This window comes from Alkaliphilus flagellatus, assembly GCF_018919215.1.
Taxonomy (GTDB): Bacteria; Bacillota; Clostridia; order Peptostreptococcales; family Natronincolaceae; genus Alkaliphilus_B; species Alkaliphilus_B flagellatus.
Window position 1 is genome coordinate 70997 of sequence record NZ_JAHLQK010000007.1, and the last position, 18433, is coordinate 89429.

General features: G+C 32.9%; 17 protein-coding genes, 1 pseudogene and 1 riboswitch. Of the genes and pseudogenes, 16 read left to right on the forward strand and 2 right to left on the reverse strand.

What is annotated here, in order from left to right:
* Positions 1-56 precede the first annotated feature (56 nt).
* The 11 genes and pseudogenes from KQI88_RS16720 to mobB all read left to right on the forward strand — a co-directional run bounded on the left by KQI88_RS16720 (position 57) and on the right by mobB (position 10555).
* Positions 57-1811 carry a sensor histidine kinase gene (locus tag KQI88_RS16720; protein WP_216419320.1) on the forward strand — a complete coding sequence of 585 codons (1755 nt, stop codon included), beginning with the start codon at positions 57-59 and terminating at the stop codon, positions 1809-1811.
* On the forward strand, positions 1798-3120 hold the full coding sequence (locus tag KQI88_RS16725) for a sigma-54-dependent transcriptional regulator (RefSeq protein ID WP_216419322.1): 1323 nt from the start codon (positions 1798-1800) through the stop codon (positions 3118-3120). Before KQI88_RS16720 ends, KQI88_RS16725 begins: the two co-directional genes overlap by 14 nt.
* Positions 3121-3397: 277 nt before the next feature.
* Complete coding sequence (locus KQI88_RS16730) at positions 3398-4168, forward strand: twin-arginine translocation signal domain-containing protein (protein WP_216419324.1); 771 nt, start codon at positions 3398-3400, stop codon at positions 4166-4168.
* A 78-nt stretch (positions 4169-4246) separates the two neighbouring features.
* A pseudogene (locus KQI88_RS18385) lies at positions 4247-5431 on the forward strand (molybdopterin-dependent oxidoreductase); the annotation flags it as partial.
* A gap of 636 nt (positions 5432-6067) precedes the next feature.
* The gene (locus tag KQI88_RS18390; protein WP_281417671.1) at positions 6068-6463 is read left to right on the forward strand and encodes a molybdopterin dinucleotide binding domain-containing protein; all 396 of its coding nucleotides are present in this window, start codon (positions 6068-6070) and stop codon (positions 6461-6463) included.
* 19 nt (positions 6464-6482) lie between these two features.
* Positions 6483-7214 carry a TorD/DmsD family molecular chaperone gene (locus KQI88_RS16740; protein WP_216419339.1) on the forward strand — a complete coding sequence of 244 codons (732 nt, stop codon included), beginning with the start codon at positions 6483-6485 and terminating at the stop codon, positions 7212-7214.
* A 12-nt stretch (positions 7215-7226) separates the two neighbouring features.
* Positions 7227-7796: a 4Fe-4S dicluster domain-containing protein gene (locus KQI88_RS16745; RefSeq protein ID WP_216419340.1), complete on the forward strand. Its 570-nt coding sequence runs from the start codon at positions 7227-7229 to the stop codon at positions 7794-7796.
* Positions 7797-7833: 37 nt separating this feature from the next.
* Entirely contained in the window at positions 7834-8004 is a 171-nt protein-coding gene (locus KQI88_RS16750; protein WP_212375875.1) for a twin-arginine translocase TatA/TatE family subunit, read from the forward strand.
* Positions 8005-8127: 123 nt separating this feature from the next.
* Entirely contained in the window at positions 8128-8745 is a 618-nt protein-coding gene (locus tag KQI88_RS16755; RefSeq protein ID WP_246579356.1) for a molybdenum cofactor guanylyltransferase, read from the forward strand.
* 86 nt (positions 8746-8831) lie between these two features.
* Positions 8832-10067 (forward strand): molybdopterin molybdotransferase MoeA, encoded by a 1236-nt coding sequence (locus KQI88_RS16760; RefSeq protein ID WP_216419344.1) that lies wholly within the window; start codon positions 8832-8834, stop codon positions 10065-10067.
* Entirely contained in the window at positions 10064-10555 is a 492-nt protein-coding gene (mobB, locus tag KQI88_RS16765) for a molybdopterin-guanine dinucleotide biosynthesis protein B (protein ID WP_216419346.1), read from the forward strand. Before KQI88_RS16760 ends, mobB begins: the two co-directional genes overlap by 4 nt.
* A gap of 150 nt (positions 10556-10705) precedes the next feature.
* Here the strand turns inward: mobB and KQI88_RS16770 are convergent, their stop codons facing one another.
* Complete coding sequence (locus KQI88_RS16770) at positions 10706-11527, reverse strand: CsxC family protein (protein WP_216419348.1); 822 nt, start codon at positions 11525-11527, stop codon at positions 10706-10708.
* 267 nt (positions 11528-11794) lie between these two features.
* Between KQI88_RS16770 and KQI88_RS16775 the strand changes: the two genes are divergently transcribed.
* Both KQI88_RS16775 and KQI88_RS16780 read left to right on the forward strand, forming a co-directional pair.
* The gene (locus KQI88_RS16775) at positions 11795-12652 is read left to right on the forward strand and encodes a Gmad2 immunoglobulin-like domain-containing protein (RefSeq protein WP_216419351.1); all 858 of its coding nucleotides are present in this window, start codon (positions 11795-11797) and stop codon (positions 12650-12652) included.
* 144 nt (positions 12653-12796) lie between these two features.
* Positions 12797-14449 carry a methyl-accepting chemotaxis protein gene (locus KQI88_RS16780; RefSeq protein ID WP_216419352.1) on the forward strand — a complete coding sequence of 551 codons (1653 nt, stop codon included), beginning with the start codon at positions 12797-12799 and terminating at the stop codon, positions 14447-14449.
* Between the two features lie 101 nt (positions 14450-14550).
* On the opposite strand, the gene KQI88_RS16785 is transcribed toward KQI88_RS16780, so the two are convergent.
* The gene (locus KQI88_RS16785; RefSeq protein ID WP_216419354.1) at positions 14551-15279 is read right to left on the reverse strand and encodes an N-acetylmuramoyl-L-alanine amidase family protein; all 729 of its coding nucleotides are present in this window, start codon (positions 15277-15279) and stop codon (positions 14551-14553) included.
* A gap of 238 nt (positions 15280-15517) precedes the next feature.
* On the opposite strand from KQI88_RS16785, the gene eutH reads away from it, so the two are divergent.
* From eutH to KQI88_RS16800, 3 genes are read left to right on the forward strand one after another with little or no spacing between them, the layout of a single operon-like run.
* Positions 15518-16639, forward strand: a complete 1122-nt coding sequence (eutH, locus tag KQI88_RS16790; RefSeq protein ID WP_216419356.1) for an ethanolamine utilization protein EutH — start codon at positions 15518-15520, stop codon at positions 16637-16639.
* A 25-nt stretch (positions 16640-16664) separates the two neighbouring features.
* Positions 16665-17354, forward strand: a complete 690-nt coding sequence (locus KQI88_RS16795; protein WP_216419358.1) for an ABC transporter permease — start codon at positions 16665-16667, stop codon at positions 17352-17354.
* Between the two features lie 2 nt (positions 17355-17356).
* Positions 17357-18067, forward strand: coding sequence for an ATP-binding cassette domain-containing protein (locus tag KQI88_RS16800; protein WP_216419360.1), 711 nt, complete (start codon positions 17357-17359; stop codon positions 18065-18067).
* Between the two features lie 149 nt (positions 18068-18216).
* Positions 18217-18395: riboswitch (cobalamin riboswitch) on the forward strand.
* The last annotated feature ends 38 nt before the right edge of the window (positions 18396-18433 follow it).

Here is an 18433-nt window from a genome sequence, read left to right on the forward strand (position 1 = left end):
TGCTTATGATGATAATTATTTCGATAATTCCTTTATTATTCTTAGGTTTTTATAATATGAAAATTATCAAAAAAGAGGTAGAAGCATCTATTCACAAACAGCATGCTTTAACTGCATCTAGAGTTTCCTATGCAGTTTCTGATTTGGTCAAAACTTTACAAACTTCTCTAGAAACTATTTCTCTAACTAATTCTGAAGTCTTTGATGGGGATGATGTAAAACAAAAGGAAAATCTTCTTTATGGTGTATTAAAAAACTTTCCACATTTAGAGGAAATTGTAATGGTATCATCCCATGGCGAGGAAGTAGTAAAGGTTTCAAAGAGATATGCTATTTCTTCTAAAGACCTAAAATTAATATCTGAGGAAGCTCAGTTTCGAAAACTTAAACAAGGAAATTTTTTTATCGGAAGTCCTAAAATAGATATAGATAATCAAATTGTTTTTGATTTAGGAGTACCTGTTGGAGGTATTAATGAAGATTTTAGAGGAGGATTTATTGCTAAAATTAGTTTAAGACAAGTAATGCAGGAAATATCATCTATAGAGATTTCAGATGGAAGTTATATTATGCTGGTTGATGAAAAAGGAGAATTAATAGGACATTCTGACTATAGTCAGGTGTTGAGAAGACAGGATGTATTTAAAAGCAAGGGAGTAGAAAATTTACTAAAAAGTAAAACTGATGATGGAAGTCATTTTAAGACGCTGGAATTTAATCCAATAACCTATAAATCTTATACAGGGGAAGATGTTTTAGGTGTGTATGGATTAATCCCGATGGTTGGTTGGGGTGTAGTAGTAGAGCAACCTCTAGTAAACGCCTATGCTACCCTTAGTACAATGCTTTCTCAATTAAATTTAGTTTTGTTTCTTATTATTCTCACAATTACAGGTTTAGGATTATTTTTTATATTTCAGTTTATTAGACCAGTAGAGGAATTAGCTACAGGTGTGGCTTCTGTTAAAAGAGGAGACCTAGATTATCAAATTCCTAAACAGTCAAATGATGAATTAGGATTAGTAATAGAGGCATTTAATGAAATGATTGGGGAAATTAAGAAAAAGCGTGACAATGAGAAAGTAGCAATTCAAGCTGAAAAAAGAGCTGCTGTAGGACTTTTAGCCGCAGGTGTAGCTCATGAAATTAATAATCCTATGAACAATTTAGGGTTTTATGCTGATGATTTATTAGAACGTTTAGAAACAGAAAATATAGATGAGCTTAAAGAAGAAGGGGTATTTAAGGAATATTTACTAAGTATAAGAGAACAAATACACCGATGTACGGATATAACTCAAAGTTTGTTAAACTATTCTAGGGAAGTAGAATCACAGGACAAAGAAGTATATATTCCTCATATAGTAAACGAAGTATTGAAGTTAGTTAAATACCCTATTAATAAACAAAATATAGAAGTGGATTTACAATGGGAGGAGCCCCTACCTTATGTTTTTGTAGATGAATCCCAGTTACAGCAAGTTATATTAAATTTAGTTACTAATGCTTTGGATGCAATGCCTGGTGGAGGTGTGTTAACCATTAGGCTAATATATGAAGGAAAATTAATTGGTATAGAAGTAGTTGACACAGGAGAAGGAATTTTAGAACAAAATTTAAAGCATGTTTTCGATCCGTTTTATACTACTAAACCTGTTGGAAAAGGTACAGGTCTAGGTCTTGCCATTAGTCAAGTTATTGTAGAAAGAATGGGAGGCATTATTAGTTTGGAAAACAAGAAAGAAGTAGGTACAAAGGCCAATGTTTGGTTACCTATAGCAGCTGAGGTGATAAAAAATGAGACCATTTAGGGTTTTACTAGTAGATGATGAAGAAAAATTTATTACATTATTACAACAAAGGCTAACTAGAAAAGGTTACTCAGTAGAGGTTTCTAATTGTAGTTTAAAAGCACTAAATATTATTGAGGAGACTGAATTTGATGTGGCTCTGTTTGACATAATGATGAGTGGCATGGATGGACTGGAGTTATTAGAAAAGGCTAAGAAAATTCAGCCTAATCTGGAAATAATTATGCTTACTGGCTATGCAACTGTAGATACTGCGATTGAAGCAATGAAAAAGGGTGCTTATGATTACTTAACAAAACCAATTAAGCCTATTGAACTGGAGCTAATTTTACAAAAGGCAATAGATAGGAAGAAATTGCAGGAGTATAGTAGCAACCTAATTGAAACTATTCAAAGAACAAATAGAAAACGTGAGATAATAGGGAATAGCGATGTTATTATTAATTTGAAATATATGATTAACAGGGTATCTGATAGTCCATTGCCAGTTCTTATTTTAGGTGAAAGTGGTACTGGGAAAGAGCTGGTTGCCAATGCTTTACATTATAGTAGTTGCCGTGCCCATCACCCCTTTGTACCTATAAATGCCAGTGCTATTCCTAATCAATTATTGGAAAGTGAACTATTTGGACATGTAAAGGGAGCTTTTACTGGTGCTCAGGTGAATAAGAAAGGGTTAGTTGAATTAGCAAATGAGGGGACTTTATTCTTAGATGAAATTGGAGATATGGAGGCTTCTCTACAGGTTAAGTTGTTGAGGTTTCTAGATACAGGAGAATTTAGACCAGTAGGTGGAACGGTAACAAAAAAGACAAATGTAAGGGTTGTAGCCGCAACTAATATTAATTTAGAACAAGCGATAGAAGAGGGGCGATTTCGAGAAGATTTATATTATAGATTGAGTGTTGTAACATTAAGCGTTCCTCCACTACGGGAGAGAGGGCGAGATGCCTTATTATTAGCTGAACATTTCTTAAGGCAGAGTAATACTAAGAAAAAGTTAAGTAAAGAAACAGAGATATTTTTATTGAACTATAATTTTCCTGGTAATGTAAGGGAGTTAGCAAATTTGATTGAGAGAGGAATTCTACTATCAAAGGGAAAAGAGTTAATGCCTCAGGATTTTTTCGCTGGAGAAGTTTATGGTAAAAATAATGTTAAAAGTCTAGCTTTAGAGGATATAGAGAAGGAACATATAGGTCAAGTTCTTGAGAAAACAGGATGGAATAAAACTGAAGCAGCAAAAATATTAAAGATTGGATTAAGAACCTTATATAGGAAAATTGACGAATATGAACTACGACAATAAGCTAGATTGGATCTGCCTCTTGTCGTTTCGGTAGAGTACTCTGTCATTTTGGCAGGGTACTTTGTCATTATGACATAATAAGTATTGGTTTTATTATATAATAGATATTAAAGAAATAAGTCTAATTTTATCTGATTTTGTCTAAAAATCAACATTGGAGTTCGAGGTTTTGAAAGGGATTATTATAGGAAAATATATCTTTTAAAGTTGGCATAGAGGTTGCATATTATTTAACAATGTATGGTTATGATAATATATCAATGTCGAGGTGATAAAGTTGAAACGAAGGACGTTTTTAAAGCTTTCAGCACTTACTGTAGGTGCAACCGCTTTAGGTCTAGGAGTAACTGGATGTAGTAAAGAAACCGATGTTTCTATTGATGGGTTTCCAGATATGCCTGAAACTTTAGGACAAGCGGTGGAGGCAACAGTAGATTTACAAAGTGGAGAGGTTAAAATAAACTCTGATATTTTAGTTAAAAGCAGCGTATGCATGGGGTGTTATAGCTCCTGTGGAGTTAGAGCTAAGATTGATAAGAAGACTGGAAGAATTATGAAGCTTACTGGTAATCCATATCATCCTAAATGTGCAGAGCCAGCACTTCCTTATGACACAACGATAAAGGAATCCTATCAGGCTTTCAGCTTACATGGTGATAAAGGACTTACTAATAGAGCTACAGTTTGTGCTAGAGGAAACTCTACTTTTGAACAGGTATATGATCCAATGAGGATTACAACACCACTAAAAAGAGCTGGAGAAAGAGGAAGTGGAAAATGGAAACCAATTTCTTGGGAACAGCTTATTGAAGAGACCGTAGAAGGTGGCAAAATCTTCACCGAGTTAGGTGATGATACTGTAGTTGAAGGGTTTAGAAAAATATATAGTCAAGATGAATTAATTAATCCTGATTCCCCAGAAATGGGACCAAAGAGCAATGGTTTAGTTTGGATTAGCGGTGGTTCCTATGGACGGATTAACTTTGCTCAAAGATTTGTATTAAATAGTTTTGGATCAACCAATTTCTATGGCCACACAGGAACGTGAGGTGGCGCATGGAGACCTGCGTGGCAGGTTTTATATGATAATGGTCCTGGTGGAGTATATAAACCAGACCTTCAAGATGCAGAATTCTGTCTGTATCAAGGAGCATATCCGGGACATAGTGGTATGAGCTTCCAAGCTTTAGCACGAAAAACAGTAAAGGGAGTCATGGAAAACAAATTAAAGTTGGCAGTAATTGATCCGTTTATGCAAGGGGGTACAGATATTCCTGGAAAAACAAAATGGATACCGATTAAGCCTTCTACAGATGGTGCCCTAGTATTAGGAATGATGCGCTGGATATTTGATAATGAAAAGTTTGACGGCAAATTCTTAGAATGTCCAAATGAAGAAGCAGCTAAAGCTATAGGATTTAAAAGCTATACTAATGCTACCCATTTAGTAATAGTGGATGAAAAACATCCAAACAATAGAAAATTCCTTAAACCTGAAGATTTGGGTCTAGAGGGAGAAGGATTCTTTGTAATTGATAAAAAAACTGGAAAACCAGAGCTTCACAGCAAAGCTATAGCTGGTCATTTACTTTATAGTGGAGAAGTTCAAGGAAAAACAGGTACTATTAAAGTAGCTACTTCCTTATATTTGTTAAAGCAAGGAGTTAGCAGACATTCTATAGAGGAGTATGCCGAAATTTGTGGTATATCTGCTAATCAAATAGCAGAAATTGCTAAGGAGTTTACAAGCCATGGTCATAAGGTTGCAGTAGATACCCTTGGTGGAACAAACTCAGTTAATGCCTTACCTTTTACAGTTGCTTTATGGATATTGCCAGCATTAATGGGAGCTTATAATATGAAGGGTGGTATGGCAGGAAACGGACCATCTTTCAAAGCCTTTGCGGATGGACCTAAATACGATTTAGCAGCATTTGAAGGTCAAATTAAACCATCAGGAGTTAAGATAAGTAGAGAACAATTCCATTATGAAAATACAACAGAGTATAAGAACAAGGTAGCTCAAGGTAAAAAACCTTATCCTTCTAAATTGCCATGGCATACAAATGGTATGTCTTTAGATGGACAAGCAATGTTCTCTGCACTAAATAAGTATCCTTACCAATGTAAAATACTTGTAAACTGTTTTGCAAATCCAATATACGGAACACCATCTTTATATCAAGAGTCTATGCTGGAGGAACTTAAGAAAACATCTAATATACCTCTAATTATTAGTGTTGATATAGTAATGGGTGAAACTACCGCTTATGCAGATTATATTGTTCCAGATACATCTATTTATGAGCAATGGGCTATGGTTCCAGTAAGAGCTAATATTAATACAAAAATGACAGCTGTTAGATATCCAATTATTGAGCCAATGACTCCAAAGGTAGGCAGTAATAAACAGCCAATTAGCATGGAAACCTATTTAATTGAGGTAGCTAAGAAAATAGGTATGCCAGGTTTTGGTGACAATGCTATTAAAGATGCTGATGGAAAAATGTGGCCTTTAAATACAAGAGAAGACTATTTTATTAAGGCTATTGCCAATATGGCATATGATGGTGATGCTGTAAATGGTATAACCGAAGAAGATGATAAGATTACGGGTCTAGATTCTATTCCATCAGATTGGCAGGCAGCAATTAAACCAGATGAGTTGTTTGTTGTTAAAAATATTATTGCTAAGGGTGGAAGATTTGAGGCCGACACAAATTATCATGACGGCGAATTTATGAAATATGGAGATCCAGTTAAGGTTTGCTTCTATAGTGAAAATCTTGCTAATAGTAGAAATAGTATTACTGGAGCTTATAATGAAGGTGCACCAGTGTGGACACCAGAGACATTAGCGGATGGAACTTTAGTAGATAAGGCTTATCCTTCTGAAGAATATCCATTTAGAGTATGTTCATCTAAGGCTAAGCTTAGAGGGGTTTCTATGTTAAATAACTGTCCTACTTTACAAGTTCTATCTGATACAAATTACATTGAAATTAATGCATCGGATGCTAAGGAACTAGGGCTTAATGATGGACAGGAAGTAATGGTAGAAACACCAAGCAATAAGGCTAAAGGAGTATTAAAAGTTAGACAAGGTGTTGCTCGAGGAAGCTTGGGAATTAGCTTTGGATATGGTAAATGGGAGTATGGTAGCAAAGATACTACTATAGATGGAAAGGTAGTCACAGGAGAAAGTCTTAGAGCTACTGGAATCGCATCTAATCCTCTTGCCCTTATTGATAACTCTGTTAAAGGAAAATATGGACTATCAGAAGTTATAACTGGTACACATAATAGAAATGGTATTAGAGCAAAAATTGTTCCGCTATCCTAAAAAGTAGGGGGAAAGTACAATGGATAAAAATCAAATACAGTCCTTTGAAAGAGCAGCGTTATATGAGATATTTGCTTCATTCTATTTGCAGATACCTACTATAGATACTGTACAAGGGATTCCGTCAATGCTGCAAGAAGCTAGTAAAGTACTATCTTCTGTTGATTTTGAACCATTGATAGAAGAAGCCCAAGGACGAAATAAGTTAGTGGATGACGATGATAAACATATTAAATTTCTTCAGCAGCAATATTATGATCACTTTTTTATTCCTTCAACGAAGAATTATATTCCTCCCTATGAATCGGCCGTTGTAGATGCAGTTATAAAAGAGGGGAGAAAAAATACAAAATGGAAATATGGTAGTCTGTGGAGTAACTCCACCTACCATGTATCCATGTGTTATGATTCTGTAAGATTTAATCCATGGGATTTAAATATTGAAGAAGGATTAAAACAATCTAAAGTTCCTGATCATATAGGATTCCAATTAGCTTTCATGGCTTATTTGTGTCATAAAGAGACAATTTGTAATGAGTTAGCATTGGAAGATAACCCTAAAGTAGAGAAGGAAAAAGAAGCTGCAGAAAAGTGGAATAAATTACAGAAACAGTTTTTAGAGGAACATTTACAAAAATTTGTATTGTCATACTGTGAAATTGCTAAGGAAAAATGCAACCCATTCTATTTACAAGTAATTAATACTGTAAGAGATTATATAAAGTGGGACTTAGCTGCTAGAGTAATTTAGGAGGTGAATGAAATGAGTAGAAAATGGGGAATGGTCATAGATGTAAGAAAATGCGTTGGGTGTCATGCCTGTTCTGCTGCTTGTAGAATTGAAAACAACGTAACTAAAGAAGGTAACAGATCTTGGGTAATAGAAGAAGAGGTAGGTATTTATCCTGAGGTACATACTTTAAAAGTACCTCAATTGTGCAATCATTGCGATGAGACTCCTTGTGTAAGTGCTTGTCCTGTAGGAGCTACTGCTAAAAATGAAGAGGGCATTGTTTTTGTGGACAGAGAAAAGTGTATAGGATGTTTTGCCTGTATAGGTGCTTGTCCATATGGTGCTCGTATTAAGGAAGAAGAGGCTAAGAAAGTAGATAAATGTGATTTCTGCGCTCATAGATTACAACATGGATTATTGCCAGCCTGTGTTACCACATGTCCAACACAAGCCAGATTCTTTGGGGATCTAAATGATAGCAATAGTTTAGTAAGTAAACTACTGAAGGAAAATAAATATGAAGTGCTATTGCCTGAAAAGAAGTTAGGCGCTAATGTATATTATATTGGGGTTAATGAGTATAGAAGTCTAAATAAATAAATTAGCATAACTCTATGGCTAAAGAGGAGGATATAGGATGTTTGGAAAATTAGGAACGTCTGAACTAATTGTTATTTTAGTTATTGCTCTTGTTATATTTGGGCCGGCAAAACTTCCGGAAATCGGAAAAATGTTTGGACAAGCTATAGGAGAGTTTAAAACTCATATGAAAAAAACCTCGGAAGATGTTCAGTTAGATGACAAGTAAATAATGCAAAAAGGTGCTATATATAAATAGCACCTTTTTGCCAATGTTATAATTAAATGGTATAGATTTAATCTTAAATTTATGAATTTTAAATTATGATGTATATAGAGATGGATGATAAAAATGGATAAAAAAAGGATTTCCGCAGTGGTTTTAGCAGGTGGGAATAGTACCAGAATGGGACAAAACAAGGCTCTGCTAGAATTAGGGTCCAAGACAATAATAGAGAGAGTAGTAGAAATATTAAAAACTACATTTGAAGAGATTATTATAGTTACAAATACACCAAAAGTATATAGTATGTTAAAAGATGTACGATTTGTACCGGACTGCTTTGAATCAAGAGAAAAAAAATCAATAATCGGACTATATACTGGAATTTTTGAAGCTGAAAATAATTATGCATTTGTTGTGGCCTGTGATATGCCTTTTTTAAATACTGACTTAATTAATTATATGATAGATAATATAGGAGATGAAGATATACTTGTTCCTTATATAAATGGCTATTATCAACCACTACATGCAATTTATAATAAAAGTTGCTTAAGGTCTATTAGGACTTTGATTGACTCGAAGAATTATAAAATCATTGATTTATTTGACTACTTTGATAATCTTAAAGTAAAGAAGATTAATGACGAAATTTTAGATAGATTAAATATAACAGATAGTTGCTTTTTAAATATGAATACCTACCAAGAATATATAAATATAAAACAGTATATAGGTTTCCTATAGAATGAGAATATAGAATAAACGTTATTAAGACAGAAAAATTGTACTTTTCCCAAATAGTATCTTGGAAAGTACTAAGGAGGATGAATATGAGAACTAATATATCTTTAGAAGAAGCACTAGATATACTTTTAAAAGAAAATAAGCAGACGGAGCCTATTCATGTACCACTGTTAGATAGTCTAGGGAGCGTTTTAGCAGAAGATATAATATCAGATATGAATATGCCACCATTTGATAAATCTCCTCTTGATGGATATGCTGTACGAGCAGAGGATATACAAGGAGCTTCACAGGAAATACCTGTAACACTTCAAGTAATTGATTTTATTCCAGCGGGTCATGTTTCTTCTCAGAAACTAGAAAAAGGAGAGGCCATGAGAATTATGACAGGAGCTAAAATTCCTGAAGGGGCTGATGTTGTAGTTCGCTTTGAAGATACTGAGTTCACTGAGAAAGAAGTGAGAATATACACTCCTTTATGTTCAAACTCAAATATTAGCAAATTGGGAGAGGATATGAAAATTGGAGATGTAGTGATGAAAAAGGGAATGCTTATTGATGCACCAGAAGTAGGTATCCTTGCAACCTTAGGAAAAAGTTTTGTTCAAGTCTATCGTAAACCTCGAGTGGCAATCCTCTCTACTGGAGATGAGCTAGTGGACATACAGCAGGTACTGACCGATGGAAAAATACGAAATAGCAATTCTTACACTATCGCTGCTCAAATCAAAAAAATAGGTGCCAAACCATTGATGTTAGGAATCTGTGATGATGGAATAGAAGCTATTAAAGAAAAATTAAAAGCGGCTTTAAGTTGGGCTGATATAATTATTACAACTGGTGGGGTTTCTGTTGGAGACTGTGACTTAGTAAAGGAAGCCTTTCAACAAGTAGGAGCAGAAATGTTGTTTTGGAGAGTAAGAATGAAACCAGGTACACCAATAGCTGTTGCCAAATATGAAAATAAGTTATTATTTGGACTCTCAGGTAATCCAGCTGCCGCATATATTACTTTTGAGCAATTTGTAAGGCCTATTGTATTAAAGAAAATGGGCAGAGAAAAGTATAAGCTCATGAAGGTTGAGTCTATTTTAGAAAGCGGTTTTTCAAAAATAAGTAATCAAAATCGTTTTGTGCGTGCCAACACGTATTATCGAGATGGAAAATACTATACACAATTTCCTAGTAAACATAGTTCGGGAGTGCTTTCGAGTCTATCTGGAACTAACTCTTTATTCTATATTCCAGCAGGAACAGGTCCCTACAAAGAAGGTCAAAAAATTATCGTTCAATTATTAGATTATCCGGAGGTGTTAAAATGATACCAGTATTTTCAATAGTAGGAAAGAATTCTAATACAGGTAAAACTACAGTGTTATGTAATATTATTGGAGAATTAAAATCTCGGGGCTATCGTGTGGCTACAATTAAGCATGATGTTCATGGATTTGATATCGATCATCCGGGGAAGGACACGTGGAAACATGGACAGGCTGGTTCTGATATTGTTATGATTTCATCACCAGAAAAGTTTGCTATGATTGAGAAGGTACAAGTAGAATACACACTAGATGAGGTACTTGAGAAAATTAGTAATGTTGATATTGTAATTACTGAAGGATATAAGAGAGAAAACAAGCCAAAATTAGAGGTCTACAGAAAAGAAGCTGCAGATGAGCTTTTATGTGAAGATGATGAGCTATTTGGAATTGTTACAGATGTTCAATTTGATAAAGATATTCCTCAGTTTAGTTTTGAACAGGTGAAAGAAGTGGTGGATTTAATTGAAGGAAAGTTTTTAAAAAAATAGTTTAAAGTTTGATGTTAGCATATAATTATAAACAAATAATAAACAAAACCTGTGACCTAATGATTACAGGTTTTATTATTTAATATTTTATTTAGCACATTTTTTTACTTACAGCATAATATAAATTAGAGTACATTATTTTTAAAGGGTCTAGCAAGTTTTAGTAGAAGTAGCACCAATTGCTACCTGTCTGTTTTGTAAGATTTTAAGAGTAAGAGTTATAACCATTTTCTCTTCAATTTTTGTAAAAAGTTTTTCTCCTACAGGTAGGTGCATATGATGTGGACGTTCACGGTGTAAAAATTCATCAAACTCAACGATTTTAGCACTGATTAATTCGCAGAATGGTAGTTCGTTGAAAAATTCAGTACTAATTTGATTAAATTCTGATAAATCTCCGGATAACAATCTATCTTTTTCAGCAAAGCTATTTGGTAGCTCGTTTGTTCTAAAAAATTCAAATTCACTAGATGTATTATTAACAATAGGTGCCGGATTTGTGCCATTAAATTTAACTACTGTTGTACATTCAAAAGGAACATCCACTGTACAATGACGGATATCTCCGCATATTCCATTATGACTTGAGCAATCTCTTGTTGCAAAGTCAATATTTTTACGGACAAATCCTTTAATAAATAAAATGTCAGTATCTTGTATAAGCATACATTGAGTTACTTTTATTTTTTTCTTAATATTTTTAATTTCCATTGCTGGTTCAGGCAGATTAATTAATGAAGTAACATTAAAGCGAACTGCTAACTCAGCTAAAACAACTGGTATCTTCGCTACAGCACCAGTTGTAATTGGAGATAGTGATACTGGGTTATTGTCACAATCACCTAATGTTTCAGCTTTTACATCAATGCAAAAGGATTTGCATTCTGATTTTTCTTGTATATTAATATTATCAGATTTAACAGAATAAGCTGACATATCTTTTTTATTAACAGAAACCTCTCTATTATCCATACTTATTTCCTCCTATTGATTTTTATGATATATGAAGACATTCTATATTCTTTCCTAGTACATCTTATTCGGTTATTGTATTTTTGTGAATATTTTTTAAAATTTTAATGATCTTCAGGTGAGAAGATCATTAAAATTAATAAATATTTAAATGCTATACAGATGACATTAGGGGTATAATATATAAGGGAATAAGTTTTATACATAGGCTTAGCTTTAGATTTAATAAACTTTGATATAATCTAAATAAAAAGGAAGTGGATATGGATGAAGGTTAGTAAAATAGGAATTTTTAAGAATAGAGTTCCTTTACTTTTAATGAGTATGTTATTAGCTATAACTATAACAGGTTGTAATATAAGTAGAGGGCCTACTCCTTCTGAAAAACCAGAAGATAAAATTGACAATAATATAGATAAGGATAAAGAAGCTATGGAAGCAAGAAATACTATAGATGAAAATATAAAGGACAAGATGAAAATAGTAGAGGAAGTGTCAATATTAGAAGCTGCTAAAGAGTGGTTCCATGAATTTGATAAAATAGAAGGTGCTTATGTTTTTCAGCACCCTGATGCCACTTATATTAAAATAAACTCTAAAGAGAGACCTACTGGAGGCTATTCTATTAATATAGCAGATTATTCAGGCGAAGAATATCATAGAGTTATTAAATTTGAAATAGTAGAGCCAAAAGAAGGGGCAATAGTTAGTCAAGCTATTACATATCCTTCAGTTATATTAGAAATTCCTTCAGATGCAGTTGGTCAATATGAAATAAGAACAGAAGATGGAGAAGTACTTAAATCTAAACAAAAACTTATATTAGCAAAACTTGAATTGCCTAAAGAAAATGAGAGTATAAGTAATCCAGTAAGAATTAAAGGTAAGATTGTCGCCTTTGAAGGTGCATTTTCTGTAAGAGTTTTAGATGATAATGATAAAGTAATTTACGAGGAGCATTTACAGGCAGATGCCGGTGGACCTAATTGGGGAAATTTTGATACTGAAATAGCTTATCCTAAGTCTAATAGTGAGTCTGGTAGCATAGAGATTGGAGAGTATACCGCAAAGGAAGGAGAATATGTAGCAAGGGACAGGGTTTCTATTAAATTTAGTGATAAATGAATAGAGAGATAGCAGGTAATCTTACCTGCTATTTTTAATAAAATATTTTTTAAGAATGCTTTTAGAATTAATCAAACATGGTATATAATGACTATTACAATAAATTTCTTATAAAAATTATACAATATAAAAAGGCGGGATCATATGAAAATACGTACTAAACTTTTAATAGCATTCATATTATTAACATTTTTAACAGTTTCGGTAGTTGGAATTAATATATTTGCATTTACATCCATTGATAGTGATGGGAATTTTATAAATTATTCTGGCAGATTGCGTGCATCCAGCTATAGAATGGCCTATTTATCTTCCAGTATTATTATGAAAGATAAGGCAGATGGAGAGACACTTGATCAACTAATGAATGTAATAGAATTTTTTGATAGCACTTTAGAAGGTCTTTCACAAGGTAACAATGAGTTGGGATTAAAAAAACTAAACAATGAAGATATAGAGATGGAGTTAGATGGTATTAAGGAAAAATGGGTCAAAGTATTTAGACCAGCTTACTTAAATATAGCTAACAATGGAGACAAAAGTTCCTTAAAGATTATTAATGAAAATATTGAAGAATATGTTGTATCTATAAATGAAATGGTTAATAGGTATTCTGAAATATCTCAAAGAAAAGTAACCATGGCTAAAGCTTTTAGTGGTGGAGCTCTAGCAATCTTTATTATTTTAGCAGTATTTTCTGCAATAATCATATTAAAAGGTGTAATATCACCAATTAATTTGATTACTGGGGAATTGAAAAATATTTCTTCTGGGGATGGAGACCTCACAAAGAGTATTCAGCTAAAGAGTAATGATGAGATAGGTATGCTTACAAAATATTTTAATCAATTTGTATCCAATATAAAAAATATTGTAATATTAATATCAAATTCATCTGATACATTAGTGTCTTCTTTAGACTCTATATCGAATACTAGTGATGAACTTGCAAAAGCTACTGAAATGATAGCTATTTCTGTACAGGATGTATCTAATGGTGGTATTGAACAAGAAACCATGGCTAAAGCATTGACTCAGCTGGTTGAAGAAATGAGCAAAGATATTCAACAAGTAATTAGTAATGCAGAAAAACTATTAAAAGCATCTGAGGGATCAAAGGATGCAGCTCAAGATGGTAATGTAACAATCAAAAATCAAGTTAAAGAATTATCTAAGGTTATTGAAAGTAGCCACAAGGTAACAGATACAGTGAATTTGCTTGAAACATATTCCCAAGATATAAGTGGAATATCAGCAATTATTAATAGTATTTCACACCAGACTAATCTATTAGCATTAAATGCATCTATTGAAGCAGCACGAGCAGGGGAAGCTGGTAAAGGATTTTCTGTAGTGGCAGAAGAAATTAAAAAGTTAGCGGAGGAAACAGCTAAATCTACGGTTAGTATTATAGAAATTGTCAGTAATATTACTGGACAGACATTAGAGGTTAAAAAATACATGGATGAAATGACAGATAAGATAAATATTCAGGCAGTAAGTATGGAAAGTGTTCAAAATAAACTAAATGAAATAGTAGATAAGTCTAATAATACATATGAGAGCTCTAAGGAAATATATGAGATTAATAAGTCTATATATAATAATTTTAATATAATCAATGACTCTGCAAATAAAATTTTAGGTGTAGTAGAAAATAACTCGCATAATGCTCAAGATGTCGCAGCCGCTGCTCAAGAGCAAACTGCATCATTTGAAGAGGTTTCAGCTAGTATAGCTTCACTAAACGAATTATCAAGAAAGTTGAAAGATGTTGTTTCAAAATTCAAAGTGTGATTTAACCAGTATATAGTAAAAAATAATTTTAGGCTGTTAGCAATATTAATTGCTGGCAGCCTAACTTGTATTGTCTAAGAAAACATAAAATTTTTAATCTTTTACCTATACATATATTCTACAATGCCTTCTGCTATTGCTTTTGCCATGATTTGTTGGTAATCCTTAGTTTGAATAAGCTTATTATCTATAGGATTTGTTATAAAACCAGTTTCTATTATAACTCCTGGAGATTTAGATGTTCTCAATATATAATAATTACCAGGTGCTATTTCAGCCTTTACAGTTGTTATATTTAAAAAGTCCTTAAAAACCATTTTGTTTACGCTATTACAAATACTTTGGGCTAGTTGTTTACTTTCCTCTGATTCGGAGTAATAGAATATTCTAACACCTCTTACACTGGACTTTTTATATGAATCCATATGGACACTTACGAAGGCTGTAGAATTATTACTATCTATAATTGTTCTCCTAGCATGCAGGTCTCTATTATATCTTGAAGACTTTAAATTGCTTTTAGACTCCAATGATACATCAGAATTTCTTGTCATAACAACATTTATACCCTTATCCTTTAGTATTTTTCTTAGTTTCAAAGAAACCTGTAAATTTACAGTTTTTTCTAACAGACCTGCATTGCTAGATCCTCCATCTATACCACCATGTCCTGGATCTACCACTATAATTTTTCTATTGGTATTAAATACAGCAATAGGATTGTTTGAAATAAAAAGAGGAATAAGAATTAATAGTAATATAAATGCAATAATTGCTGCTACAATTTTTTTATTAACTTTAATAACTAGAAAAATTGTTTTGTTAAACATAATAAATCACCTTCTTAATAAAATCATATAATCCATTATACTCTTAGAAACATTCATATAGAATTTAAAAACAAAAATTAACTAAGTCATTATTAGGAGAAAACCCATAGTGCATCTAAAGGTTAAGTTATATAACTAATGAAAAGATTGACAATTTAAATAGCCCTGTTGTACGATGTAAAGGAAGGTTGAAATGTGCAAAAATTAAGAACATATATAGAAGGGGCATAAGTCTAAAATGAATGATATAATACTATATATTCTTATGGTTTTTATGGGATTAGGAGCATTGGATAGGGTATTTGGATATAAATTAGGGCTTGGGCAGAAGTTTGAAGAAGGGTTTATGGCAATGGGGAATTTAGCCTTATCAATTATAGGAATTTACTCCATAGCACCTCTATTATCTACAAGCTTAGAAAAAATAGTAGGACCTATATTTTCTTTTTTAGGGGCAGACCCTGCAATATTTCCTGCATCTATTTTAGCTTCTGATATGGGAGGATATCTTTCTGCGATAAAAATGGCTGAAAATCAGGAAATTGGTCTTTTCGCAGGTTTAATATTAGCTTCTAGTTTAGGTACAGCTGTTATTTTTACTATACCAATAGGGGCTGGACTTATTCAGAAACAAGATTATCCTTATTTTACAAAGGGAATATTAGCAGGACTTTTAACTGTTCCTATTAGTGGATTCGCAGGGGGCATATCTATGGGCTTACCAATAGCAACATTAGTTAAAAATCTTCTGCCTATTATTTTTATTGCACTTCTTTTAGGGATAGGATTAAGTAAATGGCCTCAAAAAATGATTACAGGATTTTATTGGTTTAGTAAGTCAATTGTAACCTTAGGGACATTAGGTCTTGTAATTTCAATTATACAAAATGTAACAGGAAAAATAATAATAACAGCTATGGAGCCTTTTGAAGAAGGGCTTAAGATTGTTGGAAGTATTTCTATTATTTTAGCTGGGGCTTATCCTATGGTGCTTGTCATGACTAATGTATTTAAAAAGCCTTTGGCAAAAATGGGTAATGTTTTAGGCATATGTGATAAGGCGACAACAGCTTTAATTATGAGCTTGGCAAACAATATACCGGGGTTTGCTAATATGCACGATATGCACGAAAGAGGAAAGGTAATGGTTTCGGCCTTTGCGGTAGGTGGAGCCTTTGTATTGGGTGGACAACTGGGATTTGTTGCAGGAATAGATAAGTCTATGCTTACACCTTTTATTGTAAGCAAAGTTGTTGGTGGTGTAGGGTCTATAACTATAGCATATCTGATTACAAAGCCAAATCAAAAAAATATATCTAATTACGAGGAAGAAAAAATATTGGAGTTAGCTATAGAATAAATGTGATCTGTGTGGAGGAGGTAGTATGCTAGTTATTGTAGAAGGTTTAAAAAATGCAATAAATTTATTACTATCCTTTGATAAAGAAATATATAATATTATAGGATTATCACTTTATGTATCTTTAACGTCTACTTTAATTTCGAGCTTTTTGGCGATTCCCATTGGCATACTCTTGGGAATAAAATCTTTCCCTATAAAAAAAATGGTAATACGTAGTCTATATACTATGATGAGCCTACCTCCAGTAATAGTTGGACTAGTTGTATTTTTATTGATATCAAGAAGTGGACCACTAGGAAATTTAGGTATAGTGTTTACGCCGATGGCTATGATAGTTGCACAGGTCTGTTTAGTAACTCCTATTATTACAGGAGTTGTCTATAACGGAACAAAGGAAAAGGGTGAAGATATACAAAATTTGGCCTATACATTAGGAGCGAATAGAGTACAAACCCTTATTCTACTGATTAGAGAGCTTAGAGTTAACATTTTTTCTGCAATTGTTACAGGATATGGTAGGGCCATATCAGAAGTTGGTGCTGTAATGATTGTAGGTGGTAATATAAAGGGACATACGAGGGTTATGACTACTACAATTGCGATGTTAAGGAATATGGGAGACTATGAAACAGCTATAGCTATAGGTATAGTTCTATTATTAATATCATTTATTATTAACTCCATATTATATAGACTCCAACAGGAGGATTAGGCATGAATTTACAAATTAGTGGCTTGCAGAAAAATTATGCAGGACAATGTGTGCTTAATATTGATAGTTTAACAATAGAAAAGAGGAGTTTTTTAGGGATTATTGGTTCTAATGGTGCGGGAAAGAGCACATTAATTAAAATTATTGCTGGACTAGTAGATGCTAGTTCAGGCTTTATTAATTATGATGGTGAAAAGGTTTCTCATAGAATACAGCAAAACATGACATTGGTTTTCCAAAAGCCATATTTACTAAGAGCAACGGTTTTTAATAATATAGCTTATCCTTTAATTATAAGAAACATGAAAAGGGATGATATACTAACACGAGTTAAGGAAGTTATGAAGTCTATGGATATTGAATATCTACAGAACCAAAAAGCATGGACATTATCAGGAGGGGAAGCGCAAAAGGTAGCTTTAGCTAGAGCAATTGTAATTAAGCCTTCTCTTTTATTATTGGACGAACCTACAGCTAATATTGATCCTAGCTCGGTTTTAGTTATGGAAGAAACTATAAAGAAATTTCATCAAGAAAATAAGTCTACTGTAATTATAATTACCCATAATCTTCAACAAAGTAAACGACTTTGTAAAGAGGTGGCCTTTATGAATGAGGGTCAAATTGTAGAGATGGGTGAAGTAGATAATATTTTTAACGATTGTAATAATCCTTTGACTAAAAAGTTTATTGAAGGAGAAATATTAATATAAAAATACCAAAGGCTTGAGCTCTTGGTACTTTTTAACTTTTTTTAATAGATAAATCAATGACATGGAAAGTTGTATGAGTTGTACAAATTGAGAAATCTATACTAGGTTGACAATGATATTATAACTAAACTATAATAAGTGTATAATATAAAACTAAATAATTTCAAGGTGCTTTGTTTATAAAGTTAAAAGGGAAAGAGGTTGAACTCCTCTACAGCCCCCGCTACTGTGAGCAGGTATGAAATCTTCGTATCCACTGGGAAACTGGGAAGGGAAGAGAGTAAATAGATCTGCAAGTCAGGAGACCTGCCTTGAAAAGGAAAGAATCACAGCTTCGGAGGGAAGTATGGAAGGTTCATCATATAA

Bases quoted from the DNA above. Each gene is read 5' to 3' on its own strand.
- KQI88_RS16725 (WP_216419322.1), top strand. From the start codon at position 1,798: ATGAGACCATTTAGGGTTTTACTAGTAGATGATGAAGAAAAATTTATT.
- KQI88_RS18390 (WP_281417671.1), top strand. From the start codon at position 6,068: ATGTTAAATAACTGTCCTACTTTACAAGTTCTATCTGATACAAATTAC.
- mobB (WP_216419346.1), top strand. From the start codon at position 10,064: ATGATACCAGTATTTTCAATAGTAGGAAAGAATTCTAATACAGGTAAA.
- KQI88_RS16785 (WP_216419354.1), bottom strand. From the start codon at position 15,279: ATGTTTAACAAAACAATTTTTCTAGTTATTAAAGTTAATAAAAAAATT.
- KQI88_RS16750 (WP_212375875.1), top strand. From the start codon at position 7,834: ATGTTTGGAAAATTAGGAACGTCTGAACTAATTGTTATTTTAGTTATT.
- eutH (WP_216419356.1), top strand. From the start codon at position 15,518: ATGAATGATATAATACTATATATTCTTATGGTTTTTATGGGATTAGGA.
- KQI88_RS16775 (WP_216419351.1), top strand. From the start codon at position 11,795: ATGAAGGTTAGTAAAATAGGAATTTTTAAGAATAGAGTTCCTTTACTT.
- KQI88_RS16740 (WP_216419339.1), top strand. From the start codon at position 6,483: ATGGATAAAAATCAAATACAGTCCTTTGAAAGAGCAGCGTTATATGAG.
- KQI88_RS16780 (WP_216419352.1), top strand. From the start codon at position 12,797: ATGAAAATACGTACTAAACTTTTAATAGCATTCATATTATTAACATTT.
- KQI88_RS16770 (WP_216419348.1), bottom strand. From the start codon at position 11,527: ATGGATAATAGAGAGGTTTCTGTTAATAAAAAAGATATGTCAGCTTAT.
- KQI88_RS16745 (WP_216419340.1), top strand. From the start codon at position 7,227: ATGAGTAGAAAATGGGGAATGGTCATAGATGTAAGAAAATGCGTTGGG.
- KQI88_RS16795 (WP_216419358.1), top strand. From the start codon at position 16,665: ATGCTAGTTATTGTAGAAGGTTTAAAAAATGCAATAAATTTATTACTA.
- KQI88_RS16720 (WP_216419320.1), top strand. From the start codon at position 57: ATGAAAATTATCAAAAAAGAGGTAGAAGCATCTATTCACAAACAGCAT.
- KQI88_RS16800 (WP_216419360.1), top strand. From the start codon at position 17,357: ATGAATTTACAAATTAGTGGCTTGCAGAAAAATTATGCAGGACAATGT.
- KQI88_RS16755 (WP_246579356.1), top strand. From the start codon at position 8,128: ATGGATAAAAAAAGGATTTCCGCAGTGGTTTTAGCAGGTGGGAATAGT.
- KQI88_RS16760 (WP_216419344.1), top strand. From the start codon at position 8,832: ATGAGAACTAATATATCTTTAGAAGAAGCACTAGATATACTTTTAAAA.